This window comes from Amycolatopsis alba DSM 44262, from assembly GCF_000384215.1.
GTDB classification, from domain to species: domain Bacteria; phylum Actinomycetota; class Actinomycetes; order Mycobacteriales; family Pseudonocardiaceae; genus Amycolatopsis; species Amycolatopsis alba.
Genome location: NZ_KB913032.1, coordinates 9,311,838 through 9,326,621 on the forward strand (window position 1 = coordinate 9,311,838; position 14,784 = coordinate 9,326,621).

The following is a 14,784-nucleotide window of genomic DNA, read 5'->3' on the forward strand; positions in this document are numbered from 1 at the left end:
AACGGCACGATGCCTGTGCTCTGTTCGCAGCGGCCGAAGACCTCGGCCCGTTGGATGTCGTAGGCGGCCAGGTAGGCCAGGGTGGGATGGCAGCGACAGCGGGGGTCCTGGACCTGTACGCGCACATCTTCGACGGCACCCCGCTCGGAAAGTGCTGCCAGAAGCACGATCGTCGCCCGCCGGCGTGCCTGGTGCGGAGTCTTGTGGCCGTAGGCCATCTTCTTGAGCCAGTGGCGCTCGGCAGCGGTCAGTTCCAAGGGCACGGCGGAGCACACGGGCCGTCGGCTCGCCAGCGCCGCGGCCTGAGCATCGGGCCCGGTGAACCTTCCAGGTCAGAGCCACATTACTCGTCAGGCGTTGGAGTGAACACCGATGCCGCCGGAGACGGTGAGGTTGTCGCCGGTGATGTAGCCGGCGGCGTCCGAGGCGAGGAACGCCACGGCTTCGGCGATGTCGGCGGGAGCGCCAACGCGGCCGAGCGGGACGTCACGAGTCCAGGAGTCGATCATTTCCTGGGAGACGCCCATCTTGCCGTAGGCAGGGGTGTTGATCATTCCAGGGCTGACGGCGTTGACGCGGATGCGGCGGGGGGGGCGAGTTCGAGCGCGAGGGACCGCATGAGGGGCAGCAGAGCCCCCTTGGCGGCCGTCATCGCGGCCCCGAGCCCTTCACCGGCGCCCACGGTGAACACGACCGAGGCGCCCGCGTTGAGGAGCGGGAGCGCCCTTTGCAGGGTGAAGAAGTTGCCCTTGACGTTGATGTCGAACAGGGCATCGAAGGCGTCTTCGTCGGTCGACTCGATCGAGCCGGGACGGGAGATGCCCGCGTTGAGGAAGAGCAGGTCGAGGGAGCCGAATTGCCGGCGCGCCTGGTCCATCGCCTGGTCGATATCCGGCAGGGACCGTGCGTCGGCCCGGACGATCACGACGTCTTCGGGAAGTCCGGCGTTGGCGACATTGCCGACGCCGGTGACCATGACGCGATAGCCGCGGGAGTGGAGCAGTTCAGCGGTCGCCTTGCCGATGCCGCTGGTTCCACCGGTGATCAAAGCTGCAGGTGCAGACATGGTGCGTTCCTTTGCGTGTTCCTGGGACGTAAGGGATAAGCGGTTCCGACCCATAGGGCGACGGGGCCGTGCCACGAGGACCACCATTGGTAGCGTACGCCAGATTGGCAGTCGCTGCCAAGTATGATGTGAGTGTCGGTCTGGCAGTGCCGAGCTAATCTGGTGGCATGAAGCAGGAAGCCAAGACAGCGACGGGCGCACCGACGACGCTGTGGGACCGGACACGGCAGCTGGCCTCCCAAGAGATCCTCGAGACGGCTCTGCGCCTATTCGCCGAGCAGGGCTACGACGAGACAACCATCGCCCAGATCGCCCGAGAGGCCGGCGTCTCCCAGCGCACCCTCTTCCGCTACTTCGGCACCAAGGAGGACCTTCTCGGCGGCGACCAGACCCGGTTCGGGCAAGTCCTGACGGACACGATCAGCGAACAGCCCGCCGAAGCCGGTGTCTGGGAGGCCCTGCGCGCAGGGGTTGCCGCCGTACTGGCCTTGCATGACAGCCGCGAACAGGCCCTGGAGAGGTTCCGTCTCGTGCATAACACCGCCTCGCTGCGTGCCGGTTTGCTCGAAAAGCGACTACGGTTCCAAGAGGACCTGCTGCCACTCATCGAGTCGCGTATGGACGCTGCTGCCGGCAGGACGGATCCGAGGGTCCGCGCGGTGATCGCGACGGCGTTCGCATGCCTGGATGCCGCATCAATGACGTGGGTCGCCAACGACGGCAAGGGCGACATCATGGACCTGTACGACGAGTGCATGGCTGCGGTGCGCGGCTGACCCGCAGCGGCCGACCAGCCCGGAAGCCGCAGACGGAAATGGGGCACATCCGCTGCCACGGACCAGGTCCACATCCGGATCTCCCGGCTGGCCACCGATGGGCCACGCCGGCGTCATGCGCAAGGACACCGGTGGCACGTCTGCTCCGCTACCCGGACTCCGCAAGACGAGTACTCAAGTCAACCCCCGAAGGACTTCCGAAGCCGACACTAAGCACCCGCATTGCGGATCAGCCGCTGGAGCACCTTCACTGTCGTCACGTAGTCCGCATCGTCGATACCCTCGTGCAGGGCGGCACGAATCGCAGGGGCGTTGCGTGCGAGGTCGACGCGAGCCTGCTCCCCCTCCTCGGTGAGCCACAGCCGGTTCCCGGTGCCACGGGTCAGCCAGCCACGCTCCACGAGCACTTCAGCCTCCGCCGCCAGATCGTCCTCGGGACGGATGTAGGAGACCATCGCCTCTCGCAGTTCTGCCAAGGTCATCCCCTGGCCGTCGGGCGAGATGTCGTTCGCCGACAGATTGCGCAGCAGCCAGAACTGGGGCTGGGTGTAGCCCTTTTCGGCCTGTCGGGCACGGGTGTACGCGATGAGCGCCTCGTAGGCGACACCGGTCCAATACGCGGCCGGTTGCCCGGCCAGCTCACCGTCGGACATCTGCCGAGTCGTCATGCCCTGTCTCCTCCGGGTACTTCTGCGCGGAACCCGCACACCGTGCAGACGGTAGAACCTCCAGCGCGGTCGAGGGCAAGCTCTGCGCCCACACTCAGCCCTCCTGCCCACCGAGGGCCTTGTCCCATACCCGCTCGAAGCGACGGGAACGCACCCCAGCGCATCACTCCCCTGTCCCGCCCTCAGGGTAGGGCCAACCCCCGCACCAACCCACCGGCGCACCGCATTCACCCCGCCCCGCCCCCGAACCAGACTCACAACGGTGACCGCAAACCTCCGCACAGGCAGCGATTTCGCCCGCCTGTCCCGCCGCGTCAGCGAAGCGGGCCTCCTCGACCGCCGCCCCGGCTACTACGTCTTCCGCATCGGCCTGGTCGCCACCCTCTTCGTCTCCGGCTGGGTCGCCTTCTTCGCGATCGGGGATTCCTGGTGGCAGCTGGGGATCGCCGTCTTCCAGGCGGTGATGTTCGGCCAGATCGCGTTGCTGTCGCACGATCTCGCGCACCGCCAGGTGTTCCGGACCCGCCGTCCGAGCGAGATCGCCGGCCGGATCGCGGGCAATCTCGGTGTGGGCATGAGTTACGGGTGGTGGATGGACAAGCACACCCGTCACCACGCGAACCCGAACCACGAGGACCTCGATCCCGACGTCGATCCGGACATCCTGGTGTGGTCGAAGGAGCAGGCGAGGGCCAGCAAGGGACTCCCGCGATTCATCGGCCGCTATCAGGCGTTCCTGTTCTTCCCGTTGCTCACCCTCGAAGGCCTGAACCTGCACTTCTCCGGCATTCGCGCGGTTTCCAAGCCGGGCCTCCGGCGACGCGGGCTCGAAGCGGCCTTGCTGCTGGCGCATTTCGCGTTCTACTTCAGCGCGCTGCTCTCCGTTCTCTCCCCTGGCAAGGCGCTCGTGTTCTTCATCGTCCACAAAGCACTGTGGGGTGTCTACATGGGATCGATCTTCGCGCCCAACCACAAGGGCATGCCGATCCTGTCCGGCGACACCGAACTCGACTTCCTCCGCAAGCAGGTGCTCACGTCCCGCAACGTCCGCGGCGGCAGGTTCGTCGACGTCGCGCTCGGCGGGCTCAACTACCAGATCGAGCACCATTTGTTCCCGAGCATGCCTTCGCCGCATCTTCGCCGCGCCAGGCCCATCGTCCAAGGATACTGCGCGGAAATCGGCGTCCCGTATCACGAGACGGGGCTGATCGAGTCGTACCGGCTCGCGTTGCGCAGCCTGCACGAAGCGGGTGAGCCGATCCGACTTTCGGAGGGTTCACCGGCTGGGACTGCCGCCGGACGTCGTTGACACTCCAGATACGGCTTCTTACGTTCAGTGCATGACGCCCTCCAAGATCTTCCCCGGCGCCACCCTGCATCCCGAACCGTTCCCGCGGGCCCTGCGCGCGGCGATCACGGCCAGCGGGCTCCCGCTGGACCGGATCCGCCACCGCCTCGAACTCCGAGGCGTCTCCATCAGTGTGCCGACGCTGAGCCATTGGCAGTCCGGCAGACGCAGACCGGAACGCCCGGAATCCCTCCGGGCGCTCGTCGAACTCGAACAGCTGTTGTCCCTGCCGCCGCTGGCGTTGCGTTCCCTGCTCGGCCCGCCCCGGCCACGCGGACGGAAAAGCTCGGTCCCGGCACAACGCCGGGACCGAGCCACCACCGAGGGAACCTACCCGACGTAGAGCGTGCGGTTCGGGCTGCCGCTACCGGGGTTGGTGACCTTCCCCGGAGTCGAGGCGCTGATCAGCGCCTGAGCGACCTGCGCCGCCGTGGCGCCGGTGTGCGAAGACAGGTACAGCGCGGCGGCACCGGCGACGTGCGGAGCGGCGAACGAGGTGCCGTCACCGGTGTAGGTGGCGGTGTCGTTGTCCTTCCAGGCCGAGGTGATCGAGACGCCCGGCGCGAACAGGTCGACGACGGAACCGTAGTTGGAGAAGGAAGCGCGGCGGTCGGTGCGGTCCGACGCGGCGACCGTCAACGCCTCGGTGACCCTGGCGGGCGAGGTGTTGGCGGCGTTCACGTTGGAATTACCGGCGGCGATCGTCCAGGTGACCCCCGCCTTGATGGAGTTCCGCACCGCGGTGTCCAGCGCCGTCGACGCGCCACCACCGAGGCTGGCGTTGGCCACGGCGGGCTTCTTGGCGTTCTTGGTGATCCAGTCGACGCCGGAGATCACGCCCGCGGTCGTACCGCTGCCGTCGGAACCGAGGACCCGCACCGGATACAGCGAAGCACCCTTGGCGACACCGTATTTCGCGCCGGCGATGGTGGCCGCGACATGCGTGCCGTGGCCATAACCGTCGTCCGCGTTCGTGTCATTGTCGACGAAATCGTAGCCCTGCTTCACCCGGCCGCCGAAATCGGTGTGCGTGGCGCGGATCCCGGTGTCGAGAACGTACACGTTCACATTCGAAGCGGTCGTCGAGTAAGTGTACTTGTTGTCCAGCGGAAGGTTCCGCTGATCGATGCGGTCGAGCCCCCAGGAGGGCGGATTCGTCTGCGTCTCCTCGGCGTGCAGCACCTTGTTCTGCTCCACGAAGGCGACAGCCGGGTCGGCCGCGAGGCGCTTGGCCTGCCGCTCGCCCAGCGCCACCGAGAAACCGCTGATGCCCTGCGCGTACTGCCGTCCGATGGTGCCGCCGAACTTGCTTGCCAGCGAAGGCTTGTCGGCGGTGGAACCATCCTTGAGCACGACGATGTAGCTGTCGGCGATGGCGCCGTCGGCACCGGCGCCGACGATCGCGCCCTCGGCGGCCTGCGCCGGCGTCACGCCTGCCAAGACCGTGACGACGGCGGCGGCCAACCCGATTCCGGCCAGTCTGCGAGAATTCACGTTGCTGTCCCCATTCCTTGGTGAGCTTCCGCCGAAAACGCTAAGCGGAAGCCACCGGAAAGGACAGCTTTACATTTATCCGTTTATACAGTTATCCGTTTACAGCCAATCATCAGGACGCGGCCAAGGCATCAACGCGGCGAGCGCGTCCGTCACCGGTTCGGTCACCGTGTACCGCCCGCGGTGGAACAGCAGCGGCCGATCGTCGGAAGGTTCCCCGAGCGCGGTCACCCTGCCGACGATGACGTAGTGATCACCCGCTTCGTGGACGGCTTCGAGCGTGCAGTCGATCCATGTCAAAGCCCCTGCCAGCAAAGGAGATCCGGACGGAGCGGGCGCCCAGTCGACCGACGCGAACTTGTCCGCGCCCCGTGCGCCGAACACCGCGCTGACGTCCTCCTGATGTTCGGCGAGCACGTTGACGGCGAACCGCCCGGACTCGGCGAGGACCGCCCATGTCCGGGAAGTCTTGGCGGGGCAGAAAAGCACCAGCGGCGGATCGAGGGAGAGCGCCGCGAACGACTGGCACGCGAAGCCCACCGGCGCCGTACCGTCGTGCCCGGTCACCACCGCGACACCGGTGCAGAAGTGCCCGAGCACCGAGCGGAACCGTGCCGGATCGATCTCCGCAGCGCTGTCAGAACTGACTTCCGTCACCGGGGTCACGACTGACCCGGCGGACGGGCGCCGACTGAAAAGTCGTGTCCCCACAACGAAACCGCCGTACTCTCTCGGGCGATCCAGCTCTCGTCGTCCACTTGCCTTCCCTCGCAGCCGTATTCGACGTCGAATCCGCCGGGGGTCTTCATGTAGAACGAGAGCATCAGATCGTTGACGTGCCGCCCGAGGGTGGCCGACATCGGCACCTTCCGGCGGATGGCCCGGTCGAGGCAGAGGCCGACGTCGTCGGTGTTCTCCACTTCGACCATGAGATGCACGATGCCGCTCGGGGTCGGCATCGGGAGGAACGCGAGGCTGTGGTGACGCGGGTTGCAGCCGAAGAACCGCAGCCACGCGGGCGCTCCGTCGGCGGGCCTGCCGACCATCTGCGGCGGCAGTTTCATCGAGTCCCGCAACCGGAACCCGAGCACGTCACGATAGAAGCGCAGGGACGCGTCATCGTCGTGAGTGGACAGTACGACGTGTCCGAGGCCTTGCTCACCGGTCACGAACTTGTGGCCGTACGGACTCACCACGCGCCGGTGCTGCAGCGCGACGCCGTGGAATACTTCGAGCGTGTTGCCGGAAGGGTCCTCAAAGGACACCAGGCCGTCGACCCGGCGATCCGCCAGCTGATCCGGCGTGCCTTCTTTGTACGGCACGGAGTGCGCGTCCAGCGAGTCCCGGATCTCGTCGAGTTCGCCGGCGGTGGCGACCTCCCAGCCCGCCACGGCGAGCCTGTCGTGTTCACCGGGGAAGATCACCAGCCGCGCCGGGAAATCGTCCATGCGCAGGTAGAGCGCTTCCGGATTCGTGCCGGAACCCTCGACCATGCCGAGGACCTTCAGCCCGTATTCGCGCCACGCGGCCATGTCGGTGGCTTCGATGCGCAGGTAGGCGAGCGAACGGATACCCATCAGGAGGCTCCCAGGAAGTCGAGTGCCAGCCGGTTGAACTCGTCGAACTTCTCCAGCTGCGCCCAGTGCCCGCAGCCGCCGAACACGTGCAGCTGGGCACGCGGGATCGTCTTGAGCGCGAGGAGCGCTCCGTCGATCGGGTTGACCCGGTCCTCCCGCCCCCAGATGAGCAGCACCCGCTGACGGAGACGATGCGCCTCACGCCAGAGCATGCCCTCCTCGTAGGTTTCGGGCTGGGCGAACGACTTGCCCATCGCCTTCATCGCGGCGAGCGACTCCGGCGCGCTCGCGACGGCGAACCGCTCGTCGATCAGTTCCTCGGTGATCAGCGACTGGTCGTGCACCATGATCCGCAGGAAGGCTTCGAGCTTCTCGCGGCTCGGCCCCGGCGGGGCGCTGAACCGGCCCAGGTTCTTGATGCCCTCGGTCGGATCGGGCGCGAACAGATTGACGCTCAGCCCACCCGGCCCCATCAAGACCAGCCGTCCGGCGCGTTTCGGATGGTTGAGCGCGAGCCGCACGGAAGCCCCGCCGCCGAGCGAGTTGCCGACGAAATGAGCCCGCTCGATGCCGAGTTCGTCCATCAGCCCGACGACGGCGTCCGCACTGTGGCGGAAGTACTGCGGATGCTCGGTCGGCTTGTCCGAGCGACCGAAACCGGGCTGGTCGATCGCCAAGGTCCGGTAGTTCTTGCCGAACACCGGCAGGTTACGGCCGAAGTTGCTCCACGCCGACGCGCCCGGACCACCGCCGTGCAGGAGGATCACCGTCTCCGGATGCCCGACGCCCGCTTCGTGGTAATGCAGCTTCAGTCCACCTTGGACAGTGACGTACTTGCCTTCGGTCATCAGACCATCGCATTCTCGACGGGCAGCCCGAAGGCGCCGGTTCCGAACATGACGTACGCGCGCTCGGCGTCGTTCGCCGCGTGCACCCGGCCGGCGTGGGCGTCACGCCAGAAGCGCTGGATCGGCGTCCCGGCCTTCAGAGCACGGCCACCGGAGTTCTCGAAGAGCCTGTCGATCGCGAAGATCGCGCGCTCGGTACCGCGGACCTGGTCACGACGGACCCGCAACCGCGTGGGGAACGGCAGCTTCTCGCCCTGGCACGCCAGCTGGTACAGCTCGTCGATGTTGTGCGTCAGCTGAAGCCAGGCCGCGTCGATCTCGCTCGCCGCCTCGGCGATCCGCACCTTGGCGAACGGGTCCTCTTTGGACTGCTCACCAGCGTACGCCGCGCGGACCCGCTTGCCCTGATACTCGACGTGCGCGTCGTAGGCACCCTGCGCCATCCCGATGATCGGCGCGGTGATCGTGCTCGGATGCACCGAACCGTAGGGCATCTTGTACAGCGGACCGGGGTTGATCTCCTGGCCCGGCGTCTTGCACTTCGACGTCGCGATGAAGCTGAGCGCGCGGTGTTTCGGGACGAAGACGTCGTTCACGATGATGTCGTTGGACCCGGTGCCGCGCAGGCCCACGGTGTCCCAGACGTCTTCGATCGTGTAGTCGGAGATCGGCACCAGGTAGGTGCAGAAGTCGACGGGCTTGCCGCCGGAGAACACCGGCCCGCCCAGCAGCACCCAGGTCGCGTGGTCGCAGCCGGAGGAGAAACTCCAGCGCCCGCTGAGCCGGTAGCCGCCGTCGACGACGTCCGCCTTGCCCATCGGCGCGTACGACGAGGAGATCCGGACATCGACGTCGTCGCCCCAGACGTCCTGCTGCGCCTGCGCCTCGAACAGGCCGAGGTGCCACGGGTGGACGCCGAGGATGGAGGCGACCCAGCCCGTGGACCCGCACGCGCTCGCGACGAGTTTGACCGCGGTGTAGAAGCTGACCGGGTCGGCTTCGAGACCACCGAAGGTCTTCGGCTGCAGGAGTTTGAAGAATCCGGTCTCCTGCAAGGATTTGACGGATGCCTCGGGAACGCGCCTGGCGTCCTCCGCCTCCTGCGCGCGTTCCCGCAGGACCGGCAGCAGCTCCCGGATCCCCGCGATCACGTCCTGCGCGGCGTGCTCGCTCATATGCGTTCCCTCTCTCGCCGTACTCCGTGAACCGGATCCAAGACTAGAACACGTTCTCGTTTTTGTCGACCGATCCCCGGTCGAGGGCACTGTGCGCTCCCGCACGCCGCCCGGAAAACACGCAGTCGGCCAGCGACAGACCGCTCACATAGGACCTAGAACAGATTCCCACCGCGGTCCGGCCCGCCGCGTACAGACCGCGGATCGGGACACCCGCGCCAGAACGAACCGCGCCGGTCTCCTCGTCCACGACCAGGCCGCCCAGCGTCAGCATCGGGCACGGGTAGCCCAGGTTCGGCTTGATCGAGACGTCGATCAGCGAGTACGGCGCCTGATCCAGCGGACGCGCGAATTCCGGGGGTTTGCCCATCGGATCCGCACCCGAGCGCGAGGCTTCGACACTGGCGGCCAGCCCGGCGGGATCCACCCCGGCCTTGCGCGCGACGTCTTCGAGCGAGCCCGCGACGACGCGTTGCCGCAGCAGGTAGCGCACCTGAAGTCCTTGGAACCATTGACTTTGCTTCCGCGCGTCACGGCGCACCTCACCGACGATGGCGTCGTCGACCAGCAGCCAGCCGCGCCCTTCGTGTTCGGTGATCATGCGTTCGCCGACGGCCGCGCCGTACCGGGATTCGTCGATGATCCGGCCGCCCGTCTTGCTCACGAGCAGGCCGCCGAGGAACGCCGACGGCGGGGTGATGAACCGCCAGGCGGAGATCCGCCCGAGTTCCGCGGTGGCCCCGCCCGCCTCGACCCCCATCCGGATCCCGGATCCGTCGTCGGCGGAGGTCCCGAGCGCCAGGCCTCCGCGATACGCGGGAGCGTGCTCACGCACCATCTCGCGGTTCGCGATGAACCCGCCCGCCGCGAGCACAACCCCGCGCGAGGCGGAAATCCGCAGCTCACGGCCGTAGCGACGTTCGATGCGCTCCACCCGCCGATGCAGCGACTTCCGCAACGATGGCACGTAGATCCCCGGCTTCGCGGCGTACGCGGCCAGCTTCCGATGCGTCGCCCGCACACGCGCGGGCGCGTCCCGCAGGGTGGACACGACGACACCGGTCACGCTCCCGTCGGTGTCCACGATCAGATTTCGAGCCGCAGTCTGCGGCAGCACCTGGATGCCGCGCCGCCGGACCGCCTCGGCCAGTCGTTTCATCAGCAGCTTGCCGGAGGTCCCCGGACCTTTGACCCGATGCCCGCGCGGCGCGGGCTTGGCCGCATCACGGAAGCCGCCCGCCGCCTCGCTGCCCGAGTAGTACAGATAGTGCTTGTCGCTCGGATACGACGTCTTATAGGGACAGAGACTGCCCTCGAAGGGCACGCCGTTGCCCTCCAGCCAGGAGATCATCTCCGTACTCCCCGCGCAGAACCGCCGCAGGGTCTCCTCGGAAACGACGTCGCCGACCTCGAGCCGCAGGTAGTCGTACATCGCGTCGACACTGTCGTCGACGCCCGCGTCCCGCTGCTGCGCCGACCCGCCGCCGGCGTAGACGACACCTCCACTGACGGCGCTCGCGCCACCGCCGGAAAACCGCTCCAGGATGAGCACCTTGGCCCCGGCGTCGGCGGCTTCGATCGCCGCACAGGCGCCGGCCGCCCCGAAGCCCACGATCACCACATCCGCGACGAGGGAGTCCATGACCCCACCCTAGAACTAGAACACGTTCTCGTCTATGGTGACTGGAGCAGCGCAGATGCTGCCACATGCTTCCTACAACGTGTTTCAGGTGAGGGGCGTATGGACTACGACGTGATCGTGGCGGGCAGTGGTGCCGCCGGGATGACCGCCGCACTGTCCGCGGCCCATCGGGGGCTCGACGTCCTGGTCGTGGAGAAGGCCGCCCACTTCGGCGGCTCGACCGCGCGGTCCGGCGGCGGCGTCTGGATCCCTGGCAACCACGCGCTGCGTGCCGCCGGGATCTCCGAACCCCCGGAGCGGGCGCACGAATACCTCGAGTCGATCGTCGGTGACGTCGTCCCGGCGGAACTCCGGTCGGCCTTCCTCGACCGCGGTCCCGAGGTCTTGTCCTTCGTCTGCGACAAGACGCCGCTGCGTTTCCGCTGGGTCCGCGGTTACTCGGACTACCACCCGGAGGCTCCTGGCGGGCGGCCCGGTGGACGGTCGGTCGAACCGGCCGCGTTCGACGGCAACCTGCTCGGGCCGGAGCTGGCGAATCTGGAGCCGCCGTACAGCGCTCCCCCGCTGGGCGTCCCGATCACCCAGGCGGACTACCGGTGGCTGAGCCTGCTCGCCCGGCACCCGCGCGGCATCCTCCGCGTCCTCGGTCTCGGTGGCCGCTGGCTGGTCGGCCGGATCCGCCGTCAGCGGCTTCTTTCCATGGGGCAAGCGCTTGCGGCCGGGCTGCGTGAGGGTTTGCGGCGGGCGGATGTCCCGGTCTGGCTGAACACGCCGCTCGTGGACCTGAAGGTCGAGGGCGATCGCGTGGTCGGCGTCGTCGTCCGCCACGAGGGCGAGGAGAAGCTGATCCGCGCGCGGCTCGGCGTCGTCCTCGGCGCGGGCGGGTTCGAGCGCAACGAAGAGATGCGGGTCAAGTACCAGCGGGCGCCCATCGGCACGGACTGGACCGTCGGCGCCGAGGCCAACACCGGCGACGCCATCGACGCCGGGCTCAAACTCGGCGCGGCCGTCGACCTGATGGACGACGCCTGGTGGGGCCCGTCCATCCCGCTGACCGGCGGCCCGTGGTTCGCGCTCGCCGAGCGGTCGCGGCCGGGCTGCCTGATGGTCAACACGCGGGGCGAGCGCTTCGTCAACGAGTCTGCGCCCTATGTCGAGGCAGTACACGCGATGTACGGCGAAGGTGACGGACCCGGCGAGAACATCCCGACCTGGCTGGTGTTCGACCAGCGCAACCGCAACCGGTACATGTTCACCGGCCTCGGCCCGCGCCAGCCACTACCCGGCCGGTGGTTCAAAGCGGGCATCGCGGTCAAAGCGAGCACGATCGCGAAACTCGCCGAGCGGATCGAGGTCCCGGCCGAAGCGCTGGAGAACACCGTGCGGCGGTTCAACGGCTTCGCGAAGAGCGGCGTGGACGAGGACTTCCACCGCGGGCGCAGCGCGTACGACCACTACTACGGCGACCCGCGGAACAAGCCCAACCCGAGCCTGGGCCCGCTGGACGTCGCGCCGTACTACGCGGTGAAGATCGTGCCCGGCGACCTGGGCACCAAGGGCGGTTTGCGGACCGATCCGCACGCGCGTGTCCTGCGCGAAGACGGTTCGGTGATCGACGGACTTTACGCGGCGGGCAACACGAGCGCGGCGGTGATGGGCCGCACCTACGCCGGCCCCGGCGCGACGATCGGCCCGGCGATGGTGTTCGGCTACCTTGCGGCCGAGCACCTCGCGAAGCAAGATCACGGTCAAACGGGAGGCAGCCGATGACGACGGAATCCGTACGGCAGATCGACGCGGGCGCGCTCCCTTCGCGGTTCGCGCGCGGCTGGCACTGTCTCGGCCTGGCCGAGTCGTTCCGGGACGGGAAGCCGCACGCCATCACGGCGTTCGGGACGAAACTGGTGGTCTTCGCCGATTCGTCCGGCAAGCTGAACGTGCTCGACGGGTACTGCCGCCATATGGGCGGCGACCTCACCCAGGGCGAGGTCAAGGGCGACGAGATCGCCTGCCCGTTCCACGACTGGCGCTGGAACGGCAACGGCAAATGCGTCTCGATCCCCTACGCCAAGCGGGTTCCGCTGCGCGCGCGGACGAAGACGTGGCAGGTGCTGGAGGAGAACAAGCAGCTGTTCGTCTGGCACGACCCGGAGGGCAACCCGCCGCCCGAGGACGTCGTCATCCCGCGGATCGAGGGCGTGTTCACCGGCGAGTGGAGCAACTGGACCTGGGACTCGGTGCTGATCGAGGGCTCCAACTGCCGCGAGATCATCGACAACATGGTCGACATGGCGCACTTCTTCTACATCCACTACGCCTTCCCGACCTACTTCAAGAACGTGTTCGAGGGGCATGTCGCCACCCAGTACCTGAACACGAAGGGCCGCCCGGACAAGGGAATGGCGTCCAACTACGGCGGCGAGGAGAACCTGCTGCGGTCGGAGGCGTCGTACTTCGGGCCCTCGTACATGATCAACAAGCTGCTCAACACATACCAGGGTTTCGAGATCGAGAACGTGCTGATCAACTGCCACTACCCGGTCACCGAGAACTCGTTCGTGCTGCAGTGGGGCGTGAGCGTGAAGAAGTTCGAGGGCGTCTCCGACGAGCACGCGGACAAGATCGCCGGCAAGTTCGCCAAGGGCATCGGCGTCGGCTTCCTGCAGGACGTGGAGATCTGGCGCAACAAGACCCGGATCGACAACCCGTTGCTGTGCGAAGAGGACGGGCCGGTCTACCAGCTGCGTCGCTGGTACGACCAGTTCTATGTGGACGCCGCCGACGTCACCGAGGACATGACCCAGCGCTTCGAGTTCGAAGTGGACACCAGCCGCGCCAACGAGGTCTGGGCGGCGGAGGTGGCCGACAACCTGGCGAGGCAGCAGGCGGAAGAGGCCGGGGTGTGAAGCCCGAAACCGTCGAGTTCCTCACCGCCGGGCTGCGGCCGCTGAACTGCCGCTCGTGCGGGACGTGCGTGCTGGTCAAGAAGAACAGCATGCAGCACACCAGCATCCAGTGGACGAGCGACGCGTCACGGAGCTGCCCGGTGTTCGCGGAGCAGAAGGCCGCCGGAGCGCAGACGGCGTTGCTCGACACCTGCGGCAATCTCAGCGAAAGCATCGAGATCGCCTTGAAGGACGGCCTGCTGGAGGTGCCCGAATGAGCGGTCCCGTCACCGTGACCGTGGCCGAGGTGATCACCGAGACCGCCGACGCGCGCTCGATCGTGTTCGAGATCCCGGCCGAGCACGCCTCCGTTTTCGCATACACGCCAGGGCAGTTCCTCACCGTCCGGGTGCCGAGCGAGCGGACCGGATCGGTGGCCCGCTGCTACTCGCTCTCCAGCGCGCCACACGAGAACCGCGTCCAGGTCACCGTCAAACGCACCGCCGACGGCTACGGCTCGAACTGGCTCTGCGACAACCTCCAGGCGGGCCAGGAGGTCCAGGTCCTGCCGCCGGCCGGGGTATTCAGTCCCGCGTCGCTCGACGAGGACTTCCTGCTGCTCGCGGGTGGCAGCGGCATCACGCCGGTGATGTCGATCCTCAAGTCCGCGCTGGAGCACGGGACCGGCAGGGTGGTCCTGCTCTACGCCAATCGCGACGAAGCGTCGGTCATCTTCGCGAAGGAACTCACGGACCTCGCCACGAAGCACGCGGACCGGCTGGTCGTGCTGCACTGGCTGGAGAGCCTGCAAGGGCTGCCGACCGAGGCGCATCTGCGCGCGCTGGTGTCGCCGTACACCGCGCACGAGGCGTTCATCTGCGGCCCTGGTCCGTTCATGGACGCCGCGCGCACGGTACTCAAGGAGCTCGGGCTGCCGCGCAAACGCATCCACCTGGAGCGGTTCCTGTCCCTCGGCGGGAATCCGTTCGAGGTGGCCGAGCCCGTCGCCGTCGAAGAGGCCGAGAGCCCTGCGGCGGTCGAAGTCACTCTCGACGGCGAGACCAGGAAGCTCGACTGGCCGCGCCGGACGAAACTGCTGGACCTGTTGCTGGAAAAGGGTTTCGACGCGCCGTATTCCTGCCGCGAGGGCCAGTGCAGCGCCTGCGCCTGCCGGATCACCTCCGGCGAGGTGAAGATGCTGCACAACGAGGTCCTCGACGGCGACGACATCGCCGAAGGCATCGTGCTGGCGTGCCAGTCCCTGCCGCTGACCGACGAGGTCACCGTCACCTACGAGTAGGAGTT

At 67.5% G+C, this 14,784-nt stretch carries 16 protein-coding genes; 7 read left to right on the forward strand and 9 right to left on the reverse strand.

Features of this window, described 5'->3' with window-relative positions:
• Positions 1 to 350 precede the first annotated feature (350 nt).
• Positions 351 to 554: an SDR family oxidoreductase gene (locus AMYAL_RS50685; RefSeq protein ID WP_020637480.1), complete on the reverse strand. Its 204-nt coding sequence runs from the start codon at positions 552 to 554 to the stop codon at positions 351 to 353.
• On the reverse strand, positions 551 to 1,066 hold the full coding sequence (locus tag AMYAL_RS47490; protein ID WP_245193351.1) for an SDR family NAD(P)-dependent oxidoreductase: 516 nt from the start codon (positions 1,064 to 1,066) through the stop codon (positions 551 to 553). Before AMYAL_RS47490 ends, AMYAL_RS50685 begins: the two co-directional genes overlap by 4 nt.
• A 167-nt stretch (positions 1,067 to 1,233) precedes the next feature.
• On the opposite strand from AMYAL_RS47490, the gene AMYAL_RS0142900 reads away from it, so the two are divergent.
• The gene (locus AMYAL_RS0142900) at positions 1,234 to 1,842 is read left to right on the forward strand and encodes a TetR/AcrR family transcriptional regulator (RefSeq protein ID WP_020637481.1); all 609 of its coding nucleotides are present in this window, start codon (positions 1,234 to 1,236) and stop codon (positions 1,840 to 1,842) included.
• Positions 1,843 to 2,051: 209 nt separating this feature from the next.
• On the opposite strand, the gene AMYAL_RS0142905 is transcribed toward AMYAL_RS0142900, so the two are convergent.
• Positions 2,052 to 2,510: a MarR family winged helix-turn-helix transcriptional regulator gene (locus AMYAL_RS0142905; RefSeq protein ID WP_020637482.1), complete on the reverse strand. Its 459-nt coding sequence runs from the start codon at positions 2,508 to 2,510 to the stop codon at positions 2,052 to 2,054.
• A 262-nt stretch (positions 2,511 to 2,772) separates the two neighbouring features.
• Here AMYAL_RS0142905 and AMYAL_RS0142910 point away from each other — a divergent pair, with 262 nt between their 5' ends.
• Entirely contained in the window at positions 2,773 to 3,819 is a 1,047-nt protein-coding gene (locus tag AMYAL_RS0142910; RefSeq protein ID WP_020637483.1) for a fatty acid desaturase family protein, read from the forward strand.
• 31 nt (positions 3,820 to 3,850) lie between these two features.
• Positions 3,851 to 4,201: a hypothetical protein gene (locus AMYAL_RS0142915; protein ID WP_020637484.1), complete on the forward strand. Its 351-nt coding sequence runs from the start codon at positions 3,851 to 3,853 to the stop codon at positions 4,199 to 4,201.
• Here the strand turns inward: AMYAL_RS0142915 and AMYAL_RS0142920 are convergent.
• From AMYAL_RS0142920 to AMYAL_RS0142945, 6 genes are all read right to left on the reverse strand, one after another.
• A complete protein-coding gene (locus AMYAL_RS0142920; RefSeq protein ID WP_026467926.1) occupies positions 4,189 to 5,352 on the reverse strand; it encodes a S8 family peptidase in 1,164 nt (387 codons plus the stop codon). The genes AMYAL_RS0142915 and AMYAL_RS0142920 overlap by 13 nt on opposite strands.
• Before the next feature lie 99 nt (positions 5,353 to 5,451).
• Positions 5,452 to 6,018: a 3-hydroxy-9,10-secoandrosta-1,3,5(10)-triene-9,17-dione monooxygenase reductase subunit gene (gene hsaB / locus AMYAL_RS0142925; protein WP_020637486.1), complete on the reverse strand. Its 567-nt coding sequence runs from the start codon at positions 6,016 to 6,018 to the stop codon at positions 5,452 to 5,454.
• A complete protein-coding gene (gene hsaC / locus AMYAL_RS0142930; protein WP_020637487.1) occupies positions 6,015 to 6,929 on the reverse strand; it encodes an iron-dependent extradiol dioxygenase HsaC in 915 nt (304 codons plus the stop codon). Before hsaC ends, hsaB begins: the two co-directional genes overlap by 4 nt.
• Positions 6,929 to 7,777 (reverse strand): 4,5:9,10-diseco-3-hydroxy-5,9,17-trioxoandrosta-1(10),2-diene-4-oate hydrolase, encoded by an 849-nt coding sequence (gene hsaD / locus AMYAL_RS0142935; RefSeq protein ID WP_020637488.1) that lies wholly within the window; start codon positions 7,775 to 7,777, stop codon positions 6,929 to 6,931. Before hsaD ends, hsaC begins: the two co-directional genes overlap by 1 nt.
• Positions 7,777 to 8,952 carry a 3-hydroxy-9,10-secoandrosta-1,3,5(10)-triene-9,17-dione monooxygenase oxygenase subunit gene (gene hsaA / locus AMYAL_RS0142940; RefSeq protein ID WP_020637489.1) on the reverse strand — a complete coding sequence of 392 codons (1,176 nt, stop codon included), beginning with the start codon at positions 8,950 to 8,952 and terminating at the stop codon, positions 7,777 to 7,779. The genes hsaD and hsaA overlap by 1 nt, the downstream gene beginning before the upstream one ends.
• Before the next feature lie 43 nt (positions 8,953 to 8,995).
• Positions 8,996 to 10,594, reverse strand: a complete 1,599-nt coding sequence (locus AMYAL_RS0142945) for an FAD-binding protein (protein WP_020637490.1) — start codon at positions 10,592 to 10,594, stop codon at positions 8,996 to 8,998.
• A gap of 99 nt (positions 10,595 to 10,693) precedes the next feature.
• Here AMYAL_RS0142945 and kstD point away from each other — a divergent pair, with 99 nt between their 5' ends.
• From kstD to AMYAL_RS0142965, 4 genes are read left to right on the forward strand one after another with little or no spacing between them, the layout of a single operon-like run.
• Positions 10,694 to 12,364, forward strand: coding sequence for a 3-oxosteroid 1-dehydrogenase (gene kstD, locus AMYAL_RS0142950; protein WP_020637491.1), 1,671 nt, complete (start codon positions 10,694 to 10,696; stop codon positions 12,362 to 12,364).
• Entirely contained in the window at positions 12,361 to 13,500 is a 1,140-nt protein-coding gene (locus tag AMYAL_RS0142955) for a 3-ketosteroid-9-alpha-monooxygenase, oxygenase component (protein WP_020637492.1), read from the forward strand. Before kstD ends, AMYAL_RS0142955 begins: the two co-directional genes overlap by 4 nt.
• The gene (locus AMYAL_RS0142960; protein WP_020637493.1) at positions 13,497 to 13,757 is read left to right on the forward strand and encodes a hypothetical protein; all 261 of its coding nucleotides are present in this window, start codon (positions 13,497 to 13,499) and stop codon (positions 13,755 to 13,757) included. Before AMYAL_RS0142955 ends, AMYAL_RS0142960 begins: the two co-directional genes overlap by 4 nt.
• On the forward strand, positions 13,754 to 14,779 hold the full coding sequence (locus AMYAL_RS0142965; RefSeq protein ID WP_020637494.1) for a ferredoxin--NADP reductase: 1,026 nt from the start codon (positions 13,754 to 13,756) through the stop codon (positions 14,777 to 14,779). Before AMYAL_RS0142960 ends, AMYAL_RS0142965 begins: the two co-directional genes overlap by 4 nt.
• Positions 14,780 to 14,784 lie beyond the last annotated feature (5 nt).